At 67.8% G+C, this 16,566-nt stretch carries 9 protein-coding genes and 2 pseudogenes; 10 read left to right on the forward strand and 1 reads right to left on the reverse strand.

Annotated features, from left to right (window positions below; translation table 11 throughout):
* Positions 1-112 precede the first annotated feature (112 nt).
* The 10 genes and pseudogenes from ON40_RS28615 to ON40_RS48385 all read left to right on the forward strand — a co-directional run bounded on the left by ON40_RS28615 (position 113) and on the right by ON40_RS48385 (position 7,469).
* Positions 113-1,597, forward strand: a complete 1,485-nt coding sequence (locus ON40_RS28615) for an MFS transporter (RefSeq protein ID WP_051193678.1) — start codon at positions 113-115, stop codon at positions 1,595-1,597.
* Between the two features lies 1 nt (position 1,598).
* Positions 1,599-2,186 (forward strand): TetR/AcrR family transcriptional regulator, encoded by a 588-nt coding sequence (locus ON40_RS28620; protein ID WP_040827991.1) that lies wholly within the window; start codon positions 1,599-1,601, stop codon positions 2,184-2,186.
* Positions 2,187-2,521: 335 nt separating this feature from the next.
* Positions 2,522-3,025, forward strand: a complete 504-nt coding sequence (locus ON40_RS28625) for an SMI1/KNR4 family protein (RefSeq protein ID WP_051193679.1) — start codon at positions 2,522-2,524, stop codon at positions 3,023-3,025.
* Positions 3,026-3,446: 421 nt separating this feature from the next.
* Positions 3,447-3,579: pseudogene (locus tag ON40_RS56520) on the forward strand (recombinase family protein); the annotation flags it as partial.
* 54 nt (positions 3,580-3,633) lie between these two features.
* Positions 3,634-3,861, forward strand: coding sequence for a helix-turn-helix domain-containing protein (locus ON40_RS55525; protein ID WP_281033071.1), 228 nt, complete (start codon positions 3,634-3,636; stop codon positions 3,859-3,861).
* 97 nt (positions 3,862-3,958) lie between these two features.
* Positions 3,959-4,423, forward strand: a complete 465-nt coding sequence (locus ON40_RS28635) for a helix-turn-helix domain-containing protein (RefSeq protein ID WP_051193680.1) — start codon at positions 3,959-3,961, stop codon at positions 4,421-4,423.
* Positions 4,424-4,662: 239 nt separating this feature from the next.
* Positions 4,663-4,872 (forward strand): TetR/AcrR family transcriptional regulator, encoded by a 210-nt coding sequence (locus tag ON40_RS28640; RefSeq protein WP_051193681.1) that lies wholly within the window; start codon positions 4,663-4,665, stop codon positions 4,870-4,872.
* Positions 4,873-5,217: 345 nt separating this feature from the next.
* Positions 5,218-5,913, forward strand: coding sequence for a hypothetical protein (locus ON40_RS28645; RefSeq protein ID WP_051193682.1), 696 nt, complete (start codon positions 5,218-5,220; stop codon positions 5,911-5,913).
* 715 nt (positions 5,914-6,628) lie between these two features.
* A complete protein-coding gene (locus tag ON40_RS28650) occupies positions 6,629-7,102 on the forward strand; it encodes a sigma factor-like helix-turn-helix DNA-binding protein (RefSeq protein WP_040827992.1) in 474 nt (157 codons plus the stop codon).
* Between the two features lie 124 nt (positions 7,103-7,226).
* Positions 7,227-7,469: a hypothetical protein gene (locus ON40_RS48385; RefSeq protein WP_051193683.1), complete on the forward strand. Its 243-nt coding sequence runs from the start codon at positions 7,227-7,229 to the stop codon at positions 7,467-7,469.
* A 135-nt stretch (positions 7,470-7,604) separates the two neighbouring features.
* On the opposite strand, the pseudogene ON40_RS28660 reads toward ON40_RS48385, so the two are convergent.
* Positions 7,605-16,517, reverse strand: a pseudogene (locus tag ON40_RS28660) (non-ribosomal peptide synthetase); the annotation flags it as partial.
* Positions 16,518-16,566 lie beyond the last annotated feature (49 nt).

Genomic DNA, 16,566 nt, shown 5'->3' on the forward strand with positions numbered 1-16,566 from the left:
GGACGCTCACTCAGACTTTTCCTAGTTAGTGAGTTCACTCACTTGACATGGCGAGAACTGCCGTCAAGACTGAGTTAGTGAGTAAACTAACTCAGCAGGAGAGGATGCGGGTATGTGGGCGGCTTTGGGACAAGAGTCCGGGCGGCGGTTGGTGCTGCGGTCCCGGCTGGGTGTGGCTATTTTGGTACTGTTGTGCACAGTTCAGTTTCTGGACATTACGGACTCGGCGATCGTGAACGTCGCGCTGCCGTCCATCCAGCACAGTTTGCATTTCACACAGCAGAATCTGCAGTGGGTGGCCAGTGGCTACATCTTGACTTATGGGGGCTTTCTGCTGCTCGGTGGCCGTCTGGGCGATCTGCTCGGCCGACGCCGCATGCTGTTCGCGGGTCTGGTGGTATTCGCTTCAGCGTCATTGACGGCCGGACTGACCGACAGTGCCGGGCTGCTGATCGCGGCGCGGCTTGTGCAGGGCATCGGGGCGGCGTTCATGGCTCCCGCGGCGCTGTCCGAACTCACGACGAGTTTCCGCGAGGGCAAGGATCGGGACACGACGCTGGGGGTGTGGGGCGGCATCAGCGGAGTGGCCGCAGCGGCGGGTGTGTTCCTCGGGGGAGTGATCTCCCAAGGGCCGGGCTGGCGGTGGGTGTTCTTCGTGAACCCACCCATCTGCGTCGCGGTAATCGCTTGTGCCGTGATGCTTCTGGCGGACGACCGGCCCAGCCGGACCGGGCGGGCCGCCTTCGATTCGCAGGGCGCGGTGCTGGTGACCGGCGGCATGCTGCTGTTGGTGTACGGACTGGTGCGCGCGCCGGTCGTGGGCTGGGGATCGCTTTCCACCGTCCTGTGCTTGGGTGGATCGGCCGCTTTGCTCGTCGCGTTCGCCCTCAACGAGGCGCGCACCCGCGATCCGCTGGTGCCCGCGGCTGTTCTCCGGGTGAAAGGGCTGGTCGCAGCGGATCTGACCCAGCTGATCGCGTTCGCCGGGTTCTTTTCGCTGCTTTTCTACGCCACCCTCTACATGCAGGAGATCCTGCACTACTCGCCGATCCGGGCCGGAGCCGCCTACCTTCCGATCACCGCAGGGTTCGCCGTCGCCGGAGGCGTTGCGTCGCAACTGATCACGCGCGTGGGCACCCGCTGGGTGATGGTCGTGGGCTGCCTGCTCGCCGGGGTAGGCATCTACTACGTGTCCAGGGTGCCGATGCACGGTTCGTATGTCGGAGATCTGCTGCCGGGATTTCTCGTGATGTCGTTGGGGGCGGGGCCGGTGTTCGTCGCTGTCACCGCTGCGGCCAACGCGGGCGTGCCGCCGGACAAGGCTGGGCTGGCGGCGGCATTGCTGAACTCGTCCCAGCAGGTCGGCAGCGCGTTCGGCCTCGCAATCCTGTCCGCCGTCGCCATCACCCGCACCAACGACCTGATCGCCGCGGGCGCGTCCACCGCCGTGGCCGCCGATTCCGGCTACCATCGGGCGCTGTTCATCGGGGCCATCCTGATGGCGGTCGCGGCCCTGATCGCCCTGCGCACCGGCAATACGCGTACGCGAGCCCCGCTGGTAATGGTCGACGCCGAAGCGTCGTATCGTGTCAAGTGAGATGGCTGACTCAACCCAGACCGCGGCCGCCACACCGCGGCCAGGCAAACGGCAACGGCTCTTGGCCGCTGCCGTTGAACTCCTGCACCAACAGGGAGTGCAGCGGACCACGCTCGCCGACATCGCGCAGGCGGCCGAGGTGCCGCCCGGCAATGTCTACTACTACTTCAAAACCAAAGACGAGGTGGTCACCGCCGCCATCGACGCCCACGTGCAGCAGATCAGCGGAGCCCTCGCCGCCATCGACGCTCGCTTCGATTCGCCGAGAAGCCGCCTACAAGCCCTCGTGGATCTGTTCACCGCCGACAGTGAGACCGTAACCCAATACGGTTGCCCCATCGGCACTCTCTGCTCGGAACTCGACAAACGCCCCGCGCACGAGGCGTTCCCCGTCGCCGACCTGATGCACCTCCCCATCGCCTGGGCCGAAACCCAGTTCCGCGCCCTCGGCCGCGCCGACGCCCACGACCTAGCCCTCGAGCTCATGGCCGCCTACGAAGGCAGCGCCCTGCTGTCCAACACCCTCCGCGACCCCACCATCCTCACAACAGCGGCCCGCCGCCTAACCCACTGGCTAACCACACTTTGAAAAGTGAGTCCAGGAACTCGGACGGATGCCCGTCGAGAGTTCCCGGACACGCTCTGAGACCGCAGGATCGTCGGGTTTCATCGAGCTGCCTGTGACTCGCGGCGGAAAGTGGCGGTCTTATCGCGCTACTAACTGGCGGGCCCTATCCGGACGGTATGGTCTTGCACGCGCGCCCGGCGTCAGGACTGTTCTTTGGGGTGTAGTGGGTGAGAAGGAAGAACCGGACTGTCGTCGCCTGTCGAAGCCGACTGCGCGTTTTTCTCCGACGACAACGCACGTGGGCCGCGACATCCCTTACGATCGGTGCGCACCGCCATCACGAATGGAGTACGTACATGTCCCCGCCCGTGACCGTCCCCGAATGGCGTGAGTTCCTGACCGGTCCCGGCACCGAATGGCCCGGCACGCAGCCCGCGGGTGAGGACGTGGTCCGCGCCGCCGAACAGCGGCTCGGCGTCACGCTGCCGCCCAGCTACCGGAACTTCCTGCTGGTCAGCGACGGCTGGGCCGAGATGCCGACCAATGCGGGCACGCTGCGGCGGGTCGATGCGATCGGGTGGTACCCGGAGGCGGACCCCGAGATGTGGTCCGCGTGGTTCTCGGGCATGGACTTCCCTGAGTTGGAGTCCGAGCTCAGACGGTGCGTACTGATCTCCACCGCCTCCAACCAGGGCGACTTCTGGGTGCTCAGCGCGGACCACATCGGTGCGGACGGCGAGTGGCGGGCCTACGAGTGGTGGGCGGGCGACGGCGGCGACCTGTTGCCCCACGACAGCTTCGGCGCGCTGCTGCTCAGCGCACGCGACGAGTGGCTGGCCAAAGCCGAGGCGCAGGCCTGACGCTCACGACCCGTTGGGCTCCGGGGGACTGGCAGGGCAGTCTCTCCGTGCAGACGACTTTGAGCCAAAAGCACCGTGGTGCAGGCGAGTTCGGGCACAACGATGTTCGAAGTCCCCTTCACGCGCACCGGGAGCCCGCCCGCCGCCGGTGCAGACGACTCCAACAACCCGCAACTTCACGCTTGGCGTCCTCACTTTAAAAGCGGCATCTGCGGCCAGGCCGTTGTGCTTGTCGGGCTTGCTGCACGCGAGGCAACCGCGCTGCTCACCGAGCACACGGCGCAGTGAGGACAGTCGTGTCTGGAAACGAACGTTCACGAGACACCCTCGGCCGCAGCGGGTTTCCGCAGGAAGAATCTGTAAAGGTTGCCGTGTACGCGGCAATGTCAACCTGTCGGGGGTTGGCGATACGCTGCGGCTCATGCGAATCGGCTACGGGCGCGTCTCGACGCGCGATCAGCACACCGAAGCGCAACACGACGCATTGACCGCGGCCGGATGCGAGAAGATCTTCGTGGACAAGGCATCCGGGAAACTCGCGACCCGGCCGGAACTGGACAAGGCGCTTCCAGATCCTCGGCGCCATCGCCGAATTCGAGCACGCCCTGATGTCCGAGCGCACCCGCGACGGGCTGGCCGCCGCCCGCGCTCGCGGCCGTACCGGCGGCCAGAAACCCAAGCTCGGCCCGCGGCAGGTCGAGTTGGCGCGGCAGATGTATGACGAACTCGACGAGGCTGGCAAACGCCGTTACACCGTCGCGCAGATCGCCGCCGAGTTCGGCGTCACCCGTCCAACGATCTACCGGCATCTGTCCCCCTCGGGCGCGACAATGTGACCCAGCGCAGGTGATGCCGCGTGTGTGCGGAAGCGGGGTGAGCCGTGACGGGTAGCGGACTGCCCGGATTGACCGAGAGTGACCGGCGGAAGACGGTGTGCCGCTGACCCGTGCCGCTGCCGCGTCACGCACGCCCCTGCGGACTGCGCAACGGTGGCCGAACCGCTACCGAACCTCGGGTCTGGCCGGACTCGCCCCGGCCCGGCGTAGATCCACGGGCCGGCGCAGCGAGCCGGAGCTGGTGCGGCTGATCGAGGGCATGGCCCTTCGCCACCCGCGCCCGTCGCTGGCGACGATCACCCGACGCGCCGCCCGCGCCGCCGCCGAGCAGGGATGGGTTCCGGTGTCCTATACCACTGTTCGCGCGATCGTCACCGCTCTCGACCCAGCCATGCTCACCCTCGCCCACGACGGCCCAGTAGCCTTCCGCGACACCTACGAGCTGGTGTACCGGCGCCGCGCCGAGCGCCCGAACCTGATGTGGCAGGCCGATCACACCCAGCTCGACATCCTCGTCGGGGTCCCGGTAGTAGCCGCGCGGAAAACAACGACAATGGCTTGACCAGCAGCGATGTCGGGTTGCCGTTACCGCGCCCAGATCCGGGACGCACCACGACCCATTCGTGACATGTGGTGAACGGCCTGGCCGTAGGCGGGTAACGTCCGGACGTGCGGCAGCCCCGGCGGCAAAGGCGCCGCCGGGCTGTTGTCCAGCTTGGTCACTCCCCGGGCCCGGGGCAGCCTGTGACGGCCTGGGTCCGCAGGTAGCTGTAGACGGTTTCCCGGCTGATCCCGAACTCCTTGGCCAGCACCGACCCCCGCGCCGAGCGCAACCGGACCCGGATCCTGAACGTCGCGCGGGCGGCGCTGGCCGGCTCCGGCGAGGTCAGCCTGCATACGATCGCGAAACGAGCCGGCGTCGGGCAGGGCACGCTGTACCGGCGCTTCCCGACCCGCGAAGCGCTGGTGCTCGCGGTCTACCGGCAGGATATGCGCGAGCTGGTCGAATGATTCACCCCAAGGCCCGCACCCTGGGGTGAGATCCCGCCCACCCTCGAGGGGTCGGGAGCGATCTCAAGGGTTGCTGTCGCAGGTACCGCCGAACAGGGAAATTGGAGGTACGACCACCGCCGCCACCGAGACCCTGGGGATCCGATCTTGCACTTGAAGGCTCCGACACTCCCACACGATGTCAGCAATCATGCACCCGTTGCGGACACCGACGGCCGTATTCCTGCTGTCGCGCGCCGCTTTCGTGCCGTGGCTGCGCTGAACCGTCCCGGTCGTGGGCGTTCTCGCCGCCCTGGCGCTGCTCGTTCCCTAGCTGGGGCCACCCGGAAATCGCGGCGGAGGCAGGTGTTGGCGGGCCTGGGTGCGCTCGGCGTGCTCGGGGCTCTCGTGGTGTTCGTTGTCCCGCAGCCGGTTGCCGGGGCGGCCGTGGGTTCTGCGGGTGCGGAGAATCCCGCAGCCCGTGCGGCTGTCGCGGAGTTGACCGGAGCACATCCGGGGACGGTCGCGATTCCGACGGATTTCGCCGACGAAAGTGGATACCGGCCGGTGATCACGGACGGGCTGCTGGTCGATCCGGGTGGCGAATGTTCCTCGCCGGTGCGCTTGCCCGCCGAATTCCGGACCGCGTGCCAGGCGCACGACCTCGGCTACGACATGTTGCGCTACGCCGACGCCCACGGGCAGCCGCTGGGCCCGTGGGCGCGCCGAGCCGTCGACACCGCGCTCGAACAGCGAATGCGGAGCGCCTGCGATCACCGCCAGGAGCTGGAGCAGGCCCGGTGCCAGGCTATGGCCACCGTCGCGGTAAAGGCGGTGGACCTGAACTCCCGCCGTCAGAGCTACGCGACGCCCCGGCCCGAGTACCTCTTCGGGATCCAGCTCTCGGGCGAGCATCTCGGCCGCCAACTCCTCGCCGTGGCCGCCCCTGGCGCACTGGTGCTCAGCGCTATCGCGCTTGCTCGTCACCGAGTTCGTACGCGGCAGCCGGCGGCGAACGGGAGTCGGCGAGCTGGAGCGCCATCGGCGAAGCGCTCGAGATGAGCAAGCAGGTGCGCAGGACTGGCACAACAAGGGATCCCTCCCCATCCACCAGGACACCGCACCCGCCGAATAGCGGTGCGAACCCGCACGGCGGTCATACAGTGGAAATGACCCTGCCCGTGCTGGCGCCGGAGGTTGTCGGCCCCGGTCGGGGTGGCTGAATCGAGGCCGTGGCCCTGTTGCCCCTGCGGGCTCGCGGCCGAGGGAGGCCCTGGACCGCCCCTGGTACCGGGGCCTCCCGCCCAGGGCTTCAATTTCGACGTGCTATGTTGTAGACGCAGGGGAGAGTCGTATCCCTCATCGCCCCGCCCTTCTGGTCGGGGCGTTTTTCGTCCAAGCAGCAATCGACAGTCCCAGCCCTCGGCGCCCGCCGGGGGCTTTTTTTGTGCCCGGAGGTGTTCTTGCCCAGCAAGGTTCTCGTCGTCGGTGGCGTGTCGGCGGCCGGTGTCGGCGTGCTCGCCTGGATCAAGGTGTGGCCCGCGATCGCCGTCGTCGTCTGCGTCGTGACGGTCATTGCTCTATGCCGTGCGCGGCGCGACGATGTGCCCCAGTCTTCGGAGCGTGGGCCGCCGCCTTCGGACTCCGCAGCGACACCACACCTCCCGCCGATCGGTCCATCAGCGATGTGCCTGCCACTACGGAGGAACTTGGTCGAGACAGTCAGGAGACGGTATGAGCCGCCGCAACTTCCGTGATCCGGCGTCTCAGCCGGCGCATGAGCGGGTCCAACGCCGAGTTCCTCGTCGAGCAACTCGGCTACGTTCTGGAGACGCTCAGCGAGCGGGAGGTCGAGGTGATCAGGCCTGTGTTCAACGGGTTCTCGCTGAGTGACGTGGGCAAGACCTTCGGAATCTCCTCGGACAGAGTCCGCCATGTGCACGACAAGGCGATGCGCAAACTCCGCCATCCAACGCGTAGTGAAATCCTGCGTGATTACTTCGCTTACGACACGTTCCACGCCGACGACACCCTCTACGAGGTGCTGCAGCACCTCGACAAGTCGGCGTTTCGACGTACTCGGCAGCAGACGTCTCTGGAGTGGTGCGACCATCACGGCTGGACCGAACTACGAGGACGACCGCGATGCGGCAGCTGCTCATGCGAGCTTCCTCCCGAAGAGGAGATGTTCGGGCGATACCGCCGGTACTGCTGCAACGCATGTAAGCAGCGGGCCTACCGGCAGCGTTGAGCCCAACGACCAACGGACCACGCCTGACACCACCGGCTGTGTGAGAAAGGGCCGACAAGACCTGTCGGACAACTGAGTCACCCCGGTGAGTCCGGAGACTTCATCTCTTGGGAAGGATGGAGTCGTGTCGAGGAGGAAGTACCCGGACGAGCTGCGTGAGCGGGCCGTGCGGATGTTTGGTGAGTTCCGTGATCAGCATGGGTCGGAATGGGCGGCGGTGCGGGCGGTCGCCGAGTTGTTGGAAAGATCGCACAGAACGTCCTTCCGCATGTCGGCGGGTGACACGACGTCGGCTGTGAGCATGGCCTGGATGCGGGCACGTTCTCTCGGCTTGCTACGCGCCGCGAAAGTGAATCTTCAAAAGTGAACGGGGGACGTATGTCTGATAGTCGACTGGTACAGACCGCTGTACTCGGTACGCCAGACTCGATGGACCCGGTGTTCTTTCCGCCGGTGATCAAGCCGGGCTACGCCGTGCTGCTGAGGTAGCCCGGGGTCCGCATCAGGTCGTGGCCGCGGCCGAGCCGTAGCCATGGTGGAGCTCGCGAACACGGCCGCCCGCGACCGGAATCTCCCAGCGCCGCACGAGATCCGGAGCGTTCGCCGCGCCGTCGGTGATCACCACGCGGAGTCTGTCGAGCCCCGCGGGGTCGACCGCGGCCAGCTCGGCCGCGGTGAGGACCGCGTGCGACACCCGCTGGCGGCGCAGCAGCACGGCCAGGTCCTTCCCGTGGTCGACGGTGGGTGCCGCCACCACCAGGGTCGCGCCACCGCCGACGGCCAGGAGTAGTTCCAGCATTGCCGCGTCGGACGACGGTGTGGCGAAATGCAGGGTACGAGAACCGCTCGTCACTCGGAAACGCTCTCCCAGTTCCGCGCAGAAACCGGCCAACGCGGCGTGGTCGACGGTGACGACCCGGGGCGGGCCGCTCGCTCCCGAGGTGCGCACGACACAGGCCGGATGATCGGGACGCAGCAGCCGAGGGCGATCGGTGTCGCCGATCGGTGCGGGCGACCGGTCGGCGAGTTGTCGGGCGAACTCGTCGGTGTCCAACGTCAACCAGGGCAGCGCATCGGGCAGATCGACGCCCGGGACGGTCAGTCCCAGCGCCGCCTCCGCGGGCAGGTGACTACTCGGGTCCGCCACGGAGGCCGGATCCACCGGCACGATGGCCGCGCCGGTCTTGGCCACGGCCCAGATCGCGAGCACCGAGGTCGCTGACCGTGGCATGCCGATCACGACCAGATCCCCCGGTCCGACGCCGCGATCGAGTAACAGGCGGGCCAGCCGGTTCGACTGCTCGTCCAGATCGAGGTAGTCGAGCCTGTCCAGCTCCCGGGCGGAATCGTCGACGATCACCGCGACGCCGTCCGGATTGCGGTCCGCGGCCGCGGCCAGCAGGTCCGGCAACAGCTCGATTCGTTGCGGCCCGGCCGGTTCCGGTCCGGCGGCCACCAGCGCCCGGTCGCGTTCGCCCGCGTCGAGGACATCGATATCGCCGACGAGTACCTGCGGATCGGCGGCAACACCGGTCAGGATCCGGTCGAACCGGCGACCGAGGCCCTGTATCGTCGGCTCGTCGAAAAGGTCTGTCGCATAGGTGAATACGACGATCAGCTCATCCCGGACGCCATCGTCGCGGTGGTGTGGATCGACGATCACCTCCAGATCGAATTTGGCCGTCACCTCGCCGGTGTCCAGCGCCGAGATCCTCAGCCCTGGCAGCTCGAACGCCGGCGCTTCGGTGTTCTGGAACGACAGCATCACCTGGAACAGGGGATGTGCCCCGCCCGCCCGGGCAGGAAGGACCGCGTCGACCACGCGTTCGAACGGAACGTCGGCATGGGCGAATCCGGACAGGTCGACCTCCCGCACAGTGTCGACGAGTGCGGCGAACGGGGCCGACCGGTCCACGGTGGTGCGCAAGGTCAGGGTATTGACGAACATGCCGACCAGATCGTCGAGCACGGCGGCCCCGCGACCCGCGATCGGCGTGCCGATCGCGATATCCGATCCGCCGGACAACCGGGCGAGCAGGACGGCCAGGGTGGCGTGCACGACCATGAACAGCGACGAATTGTGCTCCTGCGCGATCTGCGCGAGTCGCGTGTGCACGGCCGCGGGCACCGTGAACGCGATGGACGCGCCGCGCTGGGACGTGTGCGCCGGGCGCGGGCGATCCAGTGGCAACAGCGATACGCCGGAGATGCCCGCGAGCTCGCGCTGCCAGTAGGCCAGCTGCCGGGCGGCGACGGAGTCCGGGTCGTTCTCGCTGCCGACGGCCTTGTGCTGCCAGATCGCGAAATCGGCGACCTGCACGGCCAGCGGCGCCCATCCCGGCGGGTCACCCGCGACGCGCGCCAGATATGCGGTCGTGAGATCCCGCGCCAGCGGCGCCATCGACGCACCGTCCGCGCAGATGTGGTGCGCGACGACGACCAGCACGTGCTCGTCCGTGTCGTGGCCGCGGAACAACCGAATCCGCACCGGAGCTTCGGCGGTGACGTCGAAGCCGGTGGTCGCGAGTTCGGCGATGCGGTCGAGGACGCCGACGGTGGAGTGTTCGACCTGCAATCCGTGCGGCAGCGCCTCGGTCACCGGCAGGATCTGCTGGAACGGCTGCCCGTCGGGGCCGTCGGCCGGATATCTGGTGCGCAGCCCCTCGTGCCGTTCCAGAACGTCCTGGACGGCCTGTGCCAGCGCGGGCACATTCAGCGAGCCGCGCAGGTGCAGCGCGAACGGAATGTTGTAGGCGGGGGATTCGGGGTCGATCCGGTTGAGCACCCACATGCGCAGCTGAGCCAGCGACAGCGGCACGAAGTCACCTCGTTCGACCGCCCGGAGCTCGGGGCGCTCGGCCGTATCGTCGCCGCCGGGCACGATTCCCGCTGCCAGGTCGGCGACGACCGGCCGGTCGAACAGGGCCCGCACCGGCACCCGCGTCCCGAGGGCCGCGCTCAACCGGGCCACCGCTCGCGTGGCGACCAGCGAGTTACCGCCGAGTGCGAAGAAGTCGTCGGCCGTGCCCACCCGATCCAGGCCGAGCACCTCGGCGAAGACCCCGGCCACGATCTCCTCGGCGGGTGTGCTCGGCGCGCGGAACTCCCGGAGGCCGAACTCCGGCCGAGGCAGCATTCGGCGATCTACTTTGCCGCTGGTATTGCGCGGGAATTCGGCGAGTTTGACGATCGTGGCCGGGATCATGTAGGCGGGCAGCGTGCGTGCCAGGGCCGCCAGCGTTTCGGCGGTGTCGTGCCGGTCATCGGGCGTGGGCACCACGTAGCCGACCAGCTGATCGCCCAGCTGTGAGGGCAGCACCGCGGCCACGGCCTGTTGCACCGACGGCAACGCCGCCAGCGCGGATTCGATCTCGCCCAACTCGATGCGCTGGCCGCGGAACTTCACCTGGAAGTCGGTGCGCCCCAGGTATTCCAGTACGCCGTCTGTCCGCCATCGCACCAGATCACCGGTCCGGTACATGCGTTGACCGTCGTCGAACGGGTTGGCCACGAATCGTTCCGCGGTCAGCGCCGCCCGGCGTACATAGCCGCGGGCCAGCTGGTCGCCGGCCAGATACAGCTCACCCGGCACCCTGGCCGGGACCGGCCGCAGACGTGAATCCAGCACGTGCACACCGCAATTCCACCCGGGCGTGCCGATCGGTATGTCGGTGCGTTCGTCGCCGGAGGCGGTCCGGGAGGTGATCGAGACGGCGGTCTCGGTCGGCCCGTACAGGTTGTGCACGCGAGCGTCGCAGATCGCATGCAGTGCGGCGACGGTCTCCGCGGTCAGCACCTCGCCGCCGTTGATCACGTGCCGCAGGGTCGCGACCGCGGCCGGGTCCACCTGGGCCGCGAACTCCGCGAGCATCGAGGGTACGAAGTCCGTGGCTGTGACTCGTTGCACGGCAATGGTTTCCGCCAGATACACCGGGTCCCGGTGGCCGTCGGGGGTGGCCAGCACCAGCTTCGCGCCGACGCGCAGCGGCATGAAATAGCCCCACACCGACATGTCGAAGGTGGTGGGCGCCTTCTGCAGATATGCGTCGTCGGGGCCCAGCGGATGCCGGTCGAGCATCCACGCGAGGTGATTGCCGACCGCGCGGTGCGTTATCGCGACGCCCTTCGGCCGGCCGGTGGAACCGGAGGTGAACAGGACGTACGCCAGATCGTCGGTGCGGGCCGGCCGCAGCAGTTCCGCGGCCCGCACCGGTGTGCTCTCGAATCCGTCCGGATCGCCGGAGTCGATGCGCAGCACCGCGATTCCGTCCGGCACCGGCACGGAATCCGTGGTGAGCACACACACCGGCTGGGCGGTGTGCAGGATGTACGCGATGCGCTCGGCGGGATGATCCGGATCCACCGGGACGTACGCACCGCCCGCGGTGAGGACCGCGTACATGCCGACGACCAGCTCCGGCGACCGCCGTATCGCGAGGCCGACCAGGCTTTCCGGGCCGACGCCGCGGGAGATCAGCGCACGCGCGAGGCGGTTGACCCGCTCGTCGAATTCCCGGTAGGTCAGTTCCGAGCCCGCATAGGCGATCGCGACCCGATCCGGATAGGCCGAGACCGCACGCCGATAGCCGTCCAGCAGCAGCTCCGGCTCGACCCGATGCCGTGAGCCGTTCCACTGCAACAGGATCCGGTTCTGCTCGGCCTCGTCCAGCAGGATGTCGATGTCACCGACCGTGGCCACGGGATCGCCCGAGAGCGCGTCCAGAACACGGACCAGCCGCGCGGCCATGGTTTCCACCTCGCCGGCGGTGAAGCGGCCGTTCAGATACCGCCAGGTGATCTCGATCGTCGACCCCGCCGTGACCACCAGAGTCAGGGGGTAATGGGTGTCGTCCGCCAGTCTCACGCCGGTGACCGACATGCCGTCGATCGAGCTGGTGGCGGCGATCGCCTCGCGGTCGATCGGATAGGACTCGAAGACCAGCAGGGTATCGAATTGTGCTGCGGCACCGGCAATCCGCTGGATATCGCTCAGGCCGACCTGATGGTGGTCCAGCAATGCCGCCTGATCGCGCTGCACATCCTGCAGGAACTCACCGACCGTGTGGCGCTCGTCGATCCGCACCCGCACGGGCAGCGTGTTGATGAACAGGCCCACCATGGATTCCACGCCGGGCAGCTCGGCCGGTCTGCCCGATACCGTGGCGCCGAACACAACGTCGTCACGGCCGGTCAGCCGGCCCAGCAGCAGACCCCACGCCACCTGCAGGACGGTGTTCACCGTGACACCGAGTGCCGCTGCGCGCTCGGTGATCCGGCGGGTGCGGCCGGCATCGATCTCGGTGTTCAGCCTGTCGATCCGCGTCCGTTCGCCGGGGCGGGATGGCGGCGCCAGCAAGCTCGGCTCGTCGAGGCCCGTCAGCGCCTTCGCCCAGGTCTGTAGCGATGCCTCGCGGTCGCGCCCGGCCAGCCAATTCAGATAGCCACGGTACGGCGCCACCCGCGGCAACCCGCTCTCGTCGCCACGCGATGCGTACAGCAGCAGCAGGTCACGCAACAGCAGCGGCATCGACCACCCATCCAGCAGGATGTGATGGGAGGTGATGACCAGGCACCACTGCTGTTGTGCCGCAACGTCTTCGGTGTGCTCCGTTGCGGCGTCGATCGCAGCGCCGGTGCGATACAGGGTGAATCGCAGCAGCGGCGCCACCGTGAGGTCGAAGTGGCTCCGGCGATCCGCGTCGATCAACCGCTGCAGCTCTGCCCGGCGCTCGCCGGCGGGCAGCCCGGTCAGATCCACCTCGCGCCACTGCGCCTCGCTCCGGCTCATGACGAGTTGTACAGCGTTGCCGTCCGAATCGGTGACGAACGCCGTCCGCAGATTGGGGTAGCGGTCCAGCATCGCCTGGGCCGCGGTCCGCAGCCGCGCTGTCTCGAGCTCGCCCGCCAGATCCACCGTCGACTGGGTGGTATAGACATCGACGTCCGAGCCCGCCAGCAGCGCGTGGAACAGCAGACCGGCCTGAAGCGGCGCCAACGGCCACACATCGGCCAGTGCCGGGTAGTCCCGTTCCCACACCTCGATATCCGGTTGGCTCACCCGCACGAGCGGCAGGTCGGACGGTGTGCGCCCGCCCGCGTCCGGGCGCCGCGCATGCCGCGAGAACGCGGTGAGCGCGGCTGTCCACAGCTGTGCGAACTCCTGCACCGGGTCACGGGAAATCACCTTGGTGGCGAACGCGAACGACGCGGTCAGCTCGGGCCCGGCCGTACCGTCGGCCACGATCGCGTTGATATCGATCACGCCGTTGGCGGGCATATCCGAATCCATCTCGGCGGCCAGTTCGCCCAGGTCGTCGACCGGCACCCAGCCCAGTTCGGCCAGTTCGGCGGGGATCTCGCCCGCGGTGACACGGCCCAGGTAGTTGAAGCCGATCTGCCCGGTCTCGGGCATTCGTCCGGCGGTGTCCGGGTCCAGATACCGCAGCAGACCGTAGCCGATGCCGTTGTCCGGCACGGCCAATAGCTGTTCCTTCACCGACTTCACGACCGCACCCAGGGCCGGGCCACCCGCGAACGCGTCGTCGAGGTCGATCTCGTCCAGCTTCAACCGCACCGGAAACGCGCTGGTGAACCAGCCGATCGTGCGAGAAAGATCCGAGCCCGCCACGACCTGCTCCTCGCGGCCGTGGCCTTCGAGCTTGATCACTGCCGAACCGCCCTTGTCCAGGCGTCGCCATTTGCTCAGCGCCAATGCCAGTGCCGACAGCAGAGCGTCGGCGACGCCGCCGTGATAGCGGCTCGGGATCGTGGTCAGCACGGCGTTGGTCACCTCGGCGGGCACCGTCACCCGCACCTGGTCGACGGTGGCGAGGGTGTCGATCGCCGGATCGAGGGCGCGGCTGCCCAGTGGCGGGTCGTCGGCGTCGGAAACCTGCTGCCAGAACTCGAGTTCCGCCCTGCGTGCCGGCTCGGTCGCCGTCTCGGTCAGCGCGTATGCCCAGCGCCGCATCGATGTGCCGTTGGCGGGCAAGGACACTTGTCGGCCGGCGATCAGTTGCGACCACGCCAGCGCCAGATCCGGGATGAGAATGCGCCACGACACGCCATCGACCACGAAATGGTGTGCGACCACGAGTAATACGTCCCGGCGTCCCGTGGGCGAGTCGGGCTCCGGTGTCGTGAAGGCGAACCAGAGGAACTGCAGCATCACCGCATTCGCGGGATCGAGCCGGCCCAGCGCGCCGTCGTAGGCTGCGCTCGCTCTCTGGGACAGCTCCGCGTCGTCGATGTCGGCGGGCAGCTCGACCCGGTGCACCAGCGCATCGACATCGACCGCCCCGCGGCCGAGGGCCTCGAATGTCCAACTGGCCGTGTGCGGTTCGGCTACGAGCCCAGGATCCGCCGGGTCCGCCGCGCGCAGCCGCGACCGCAGCACATCGTGGTGCGTGATCACCGCATCGAGGGTGGCTACCAGAGTTCCGCGGTCGATACCCGCCGGCAGGCGCAGCGCCATCGATTGCGAGAACCGTTGCCACGACGAGCCTTTGGCCAGTGTGGCGGCCATTATCGGCGTCAGCGGAATTGTGCCGACTCCGCCACCGGGCAGTTCGTCCAGCCGGGGCTGCTCCGGATCGGAAGCCGACGTCGCGATTTCGGCCAGCGCGGCAACGGTTCGATGATCGAACACATCTCGCGGGGTGAACACCACTCCCCGCTTCCTGGCTCGGACCGCCATCTGGATGGACAGGATCGAGTCGCCACCCAGCGCGAAGAAGGAATCGTCGATGCCGACCCGTTCGACACCGAGCACCGCGGCGAAGGCCTCCGCGATAACCGACTCGGTTTCGGTGACGGGAGGACGGAATTCGGCGGTCGCGAAGGCCGGTTCCGGCAATGCGGCACGATCCACCTTGCCGATCGGTGTGAGTGGGATCTCGTCCAGCACCGTGATCGATGCCGGCACCATGTACTCCGGCAGGCGATTCGCGACGAACGTCGTGAGTTCGTCGATGTCGAGTGTGACACCTTGCCGCGGCATGACGTACGAGACCAGGGCGGTGGCGCCGGAGGGCAGCGTCTTGCCGACGGTTACGGCGAAGCCGATGCCGGGATGGGCGGTGAGCGCGGTGTCGATCTCGCCCAGCTCGATCCGGAAGCCGCGGATCTTGATCTGGAAATCCGATCGGCCCAGATGTTCGAGGGTGCCGTCGGTTTCATTGCGCCGCACGAGGTCCCCGGTGCGGTACAACCGCGTCTCCCGCGCGCCGGCCTCGGCTCCGAACGGGTTGGCCACGAATCGCTCGGCAGTCAGGCCCGGGCGGCCCAGATACCCCTCGGCCAACGCCGGGCCGGACAGATACAACTCCCCGACGCTGCCGGCCGGGGCCGGCCGCAACCGCGTGTCCAGCACGATCGCCGTCACTCCCGCGATCGCGCGCCCGATCGTCACCGGCCCCTCGGGCGGGATCGGATCACTCAGTGTCGCCAGCACCGTCGCTTCGGTCGGGCCGTATCCGTTGATGAACAGCCGTCCCTCGCGCGCCCACCGCGCCACCAATTCCGGGCCGCACCGGTCGCCGCCCACCTCGACAACTTCCAGATCGTCGAGTCCGTCCGGATCCAGCGACGCGAGTGCTCCCGGGGTCATCGACAGATGGGTGACTCGCTCGCGGTGCAGCAGATCGGCCAGTTCCGGGCCGCCGAATATATCCGGTGGCGCCACCACCAGCGTCGCACCCGAGGAGAAGGCGACCAGCAGCTCCTCGACCGAGGCGTCGAAGCTCGGTGACGATGCGTGCAGCACACGCGAGTTCCGACTCACTCGCAGCGTCTCCCGTGCCGAGGCCACCAGGCCGCCGAGGCCGGTATGGGTGATCACGACGCCCTTGGGGGTTCCGGTCGAACCCGAGGTGTAGATGATGTACGCCGGATGCCGTGGATCGATGGGGCGTATCCGATCGAGATAGGAGATCGGATGGTCCGGGTTTTCGGCGATACGCGCAGCCTGAGCGGGATCGTCCAGCTCGATCCACTCCACCGCATCGCCCAGCGCGCTCCGGTGCACCGTCGAGGTCAACCCCAGTACCGCTCCCGAATCCGCGACCATGTGTGCGATACGTTCGCGCGGATACGTGGGATCCACGGGCACGAAGGCCGCACCCGCCTTGGCAATCGCCCACACTGCCACGACCGACTCGACGCCGCGTCGAATGCCCATCACCACCACATCGCCGGCACCGATACCGCGTCCAATCAGCTCACGTGCCAGCCGAGAGGACACCGCGTCCAGTTCCTGGTACGTCAGTTGCCGTTGTTCGGCCGGATCGCCCGATGGATCGAAGCGAACGGCGATCCGATCGGGGTCCGATTCCACCGCGGCCGTGAGCAGATTCGTCAGGAGCGGAGTATGTGAACGACGATTGCGAGAATGCGGCGAACGACTCTGTCGTGCCATGCCCAGGGCCCTTTCGTACATCCCGACCCGGTGAACCACTTTCACTGGC

The sequence above is a fragment of the Nocardia jiangxiensis NBRC 101359 genome (assembly GCF_000308615.1).
GTDB lineage: Bacteria > Actinomycetota > Actinomycetes > Mycobacteriales > Mycobacteriaceae > Nocardia > Nocardia jiangxiensis.

Excerpts from the sequence above, each read along its gene's own strand:
- ON40_RS28620 (WP_040827991.1), top strand. The coding sequence starts at position 1,599 with ATGGCTGACTCAACCCAGACCGCGGCCGCCACACCGCGGCCAGGCAAA.
- ON40_RS28625 (WP_051193679.1), top strand. The coding sequence starts at position 2,522 with ATGTCCCCGCCCGTGACCGTCCCCGAATGGCGTGAGTTCCTGACCGGT.
- ON40_RS55525 (WP_281033071.1), top strand. The coding sequence starts at position 3,634 with ATGTCCGAGCGCACCCGCGACGGGCTGGCCGCCGCCCGCGCTCGCGGC.
- ON40_RS28650 (WP_040827992.1), top strand. The coding sequence starts at position 6,629 with ATGAGCGGGTCCAACGCCGAGTTCCTCGTCGAGCAACTCGGCTACGTT.
- ON40_RS28615 (WP_051193678.1), top strand. The coding sequence starts at position 113 with ATGTGGGCGGCTTTGGGACAAGAGTCCGGGCGGCGGTTGGTGCTGCGG.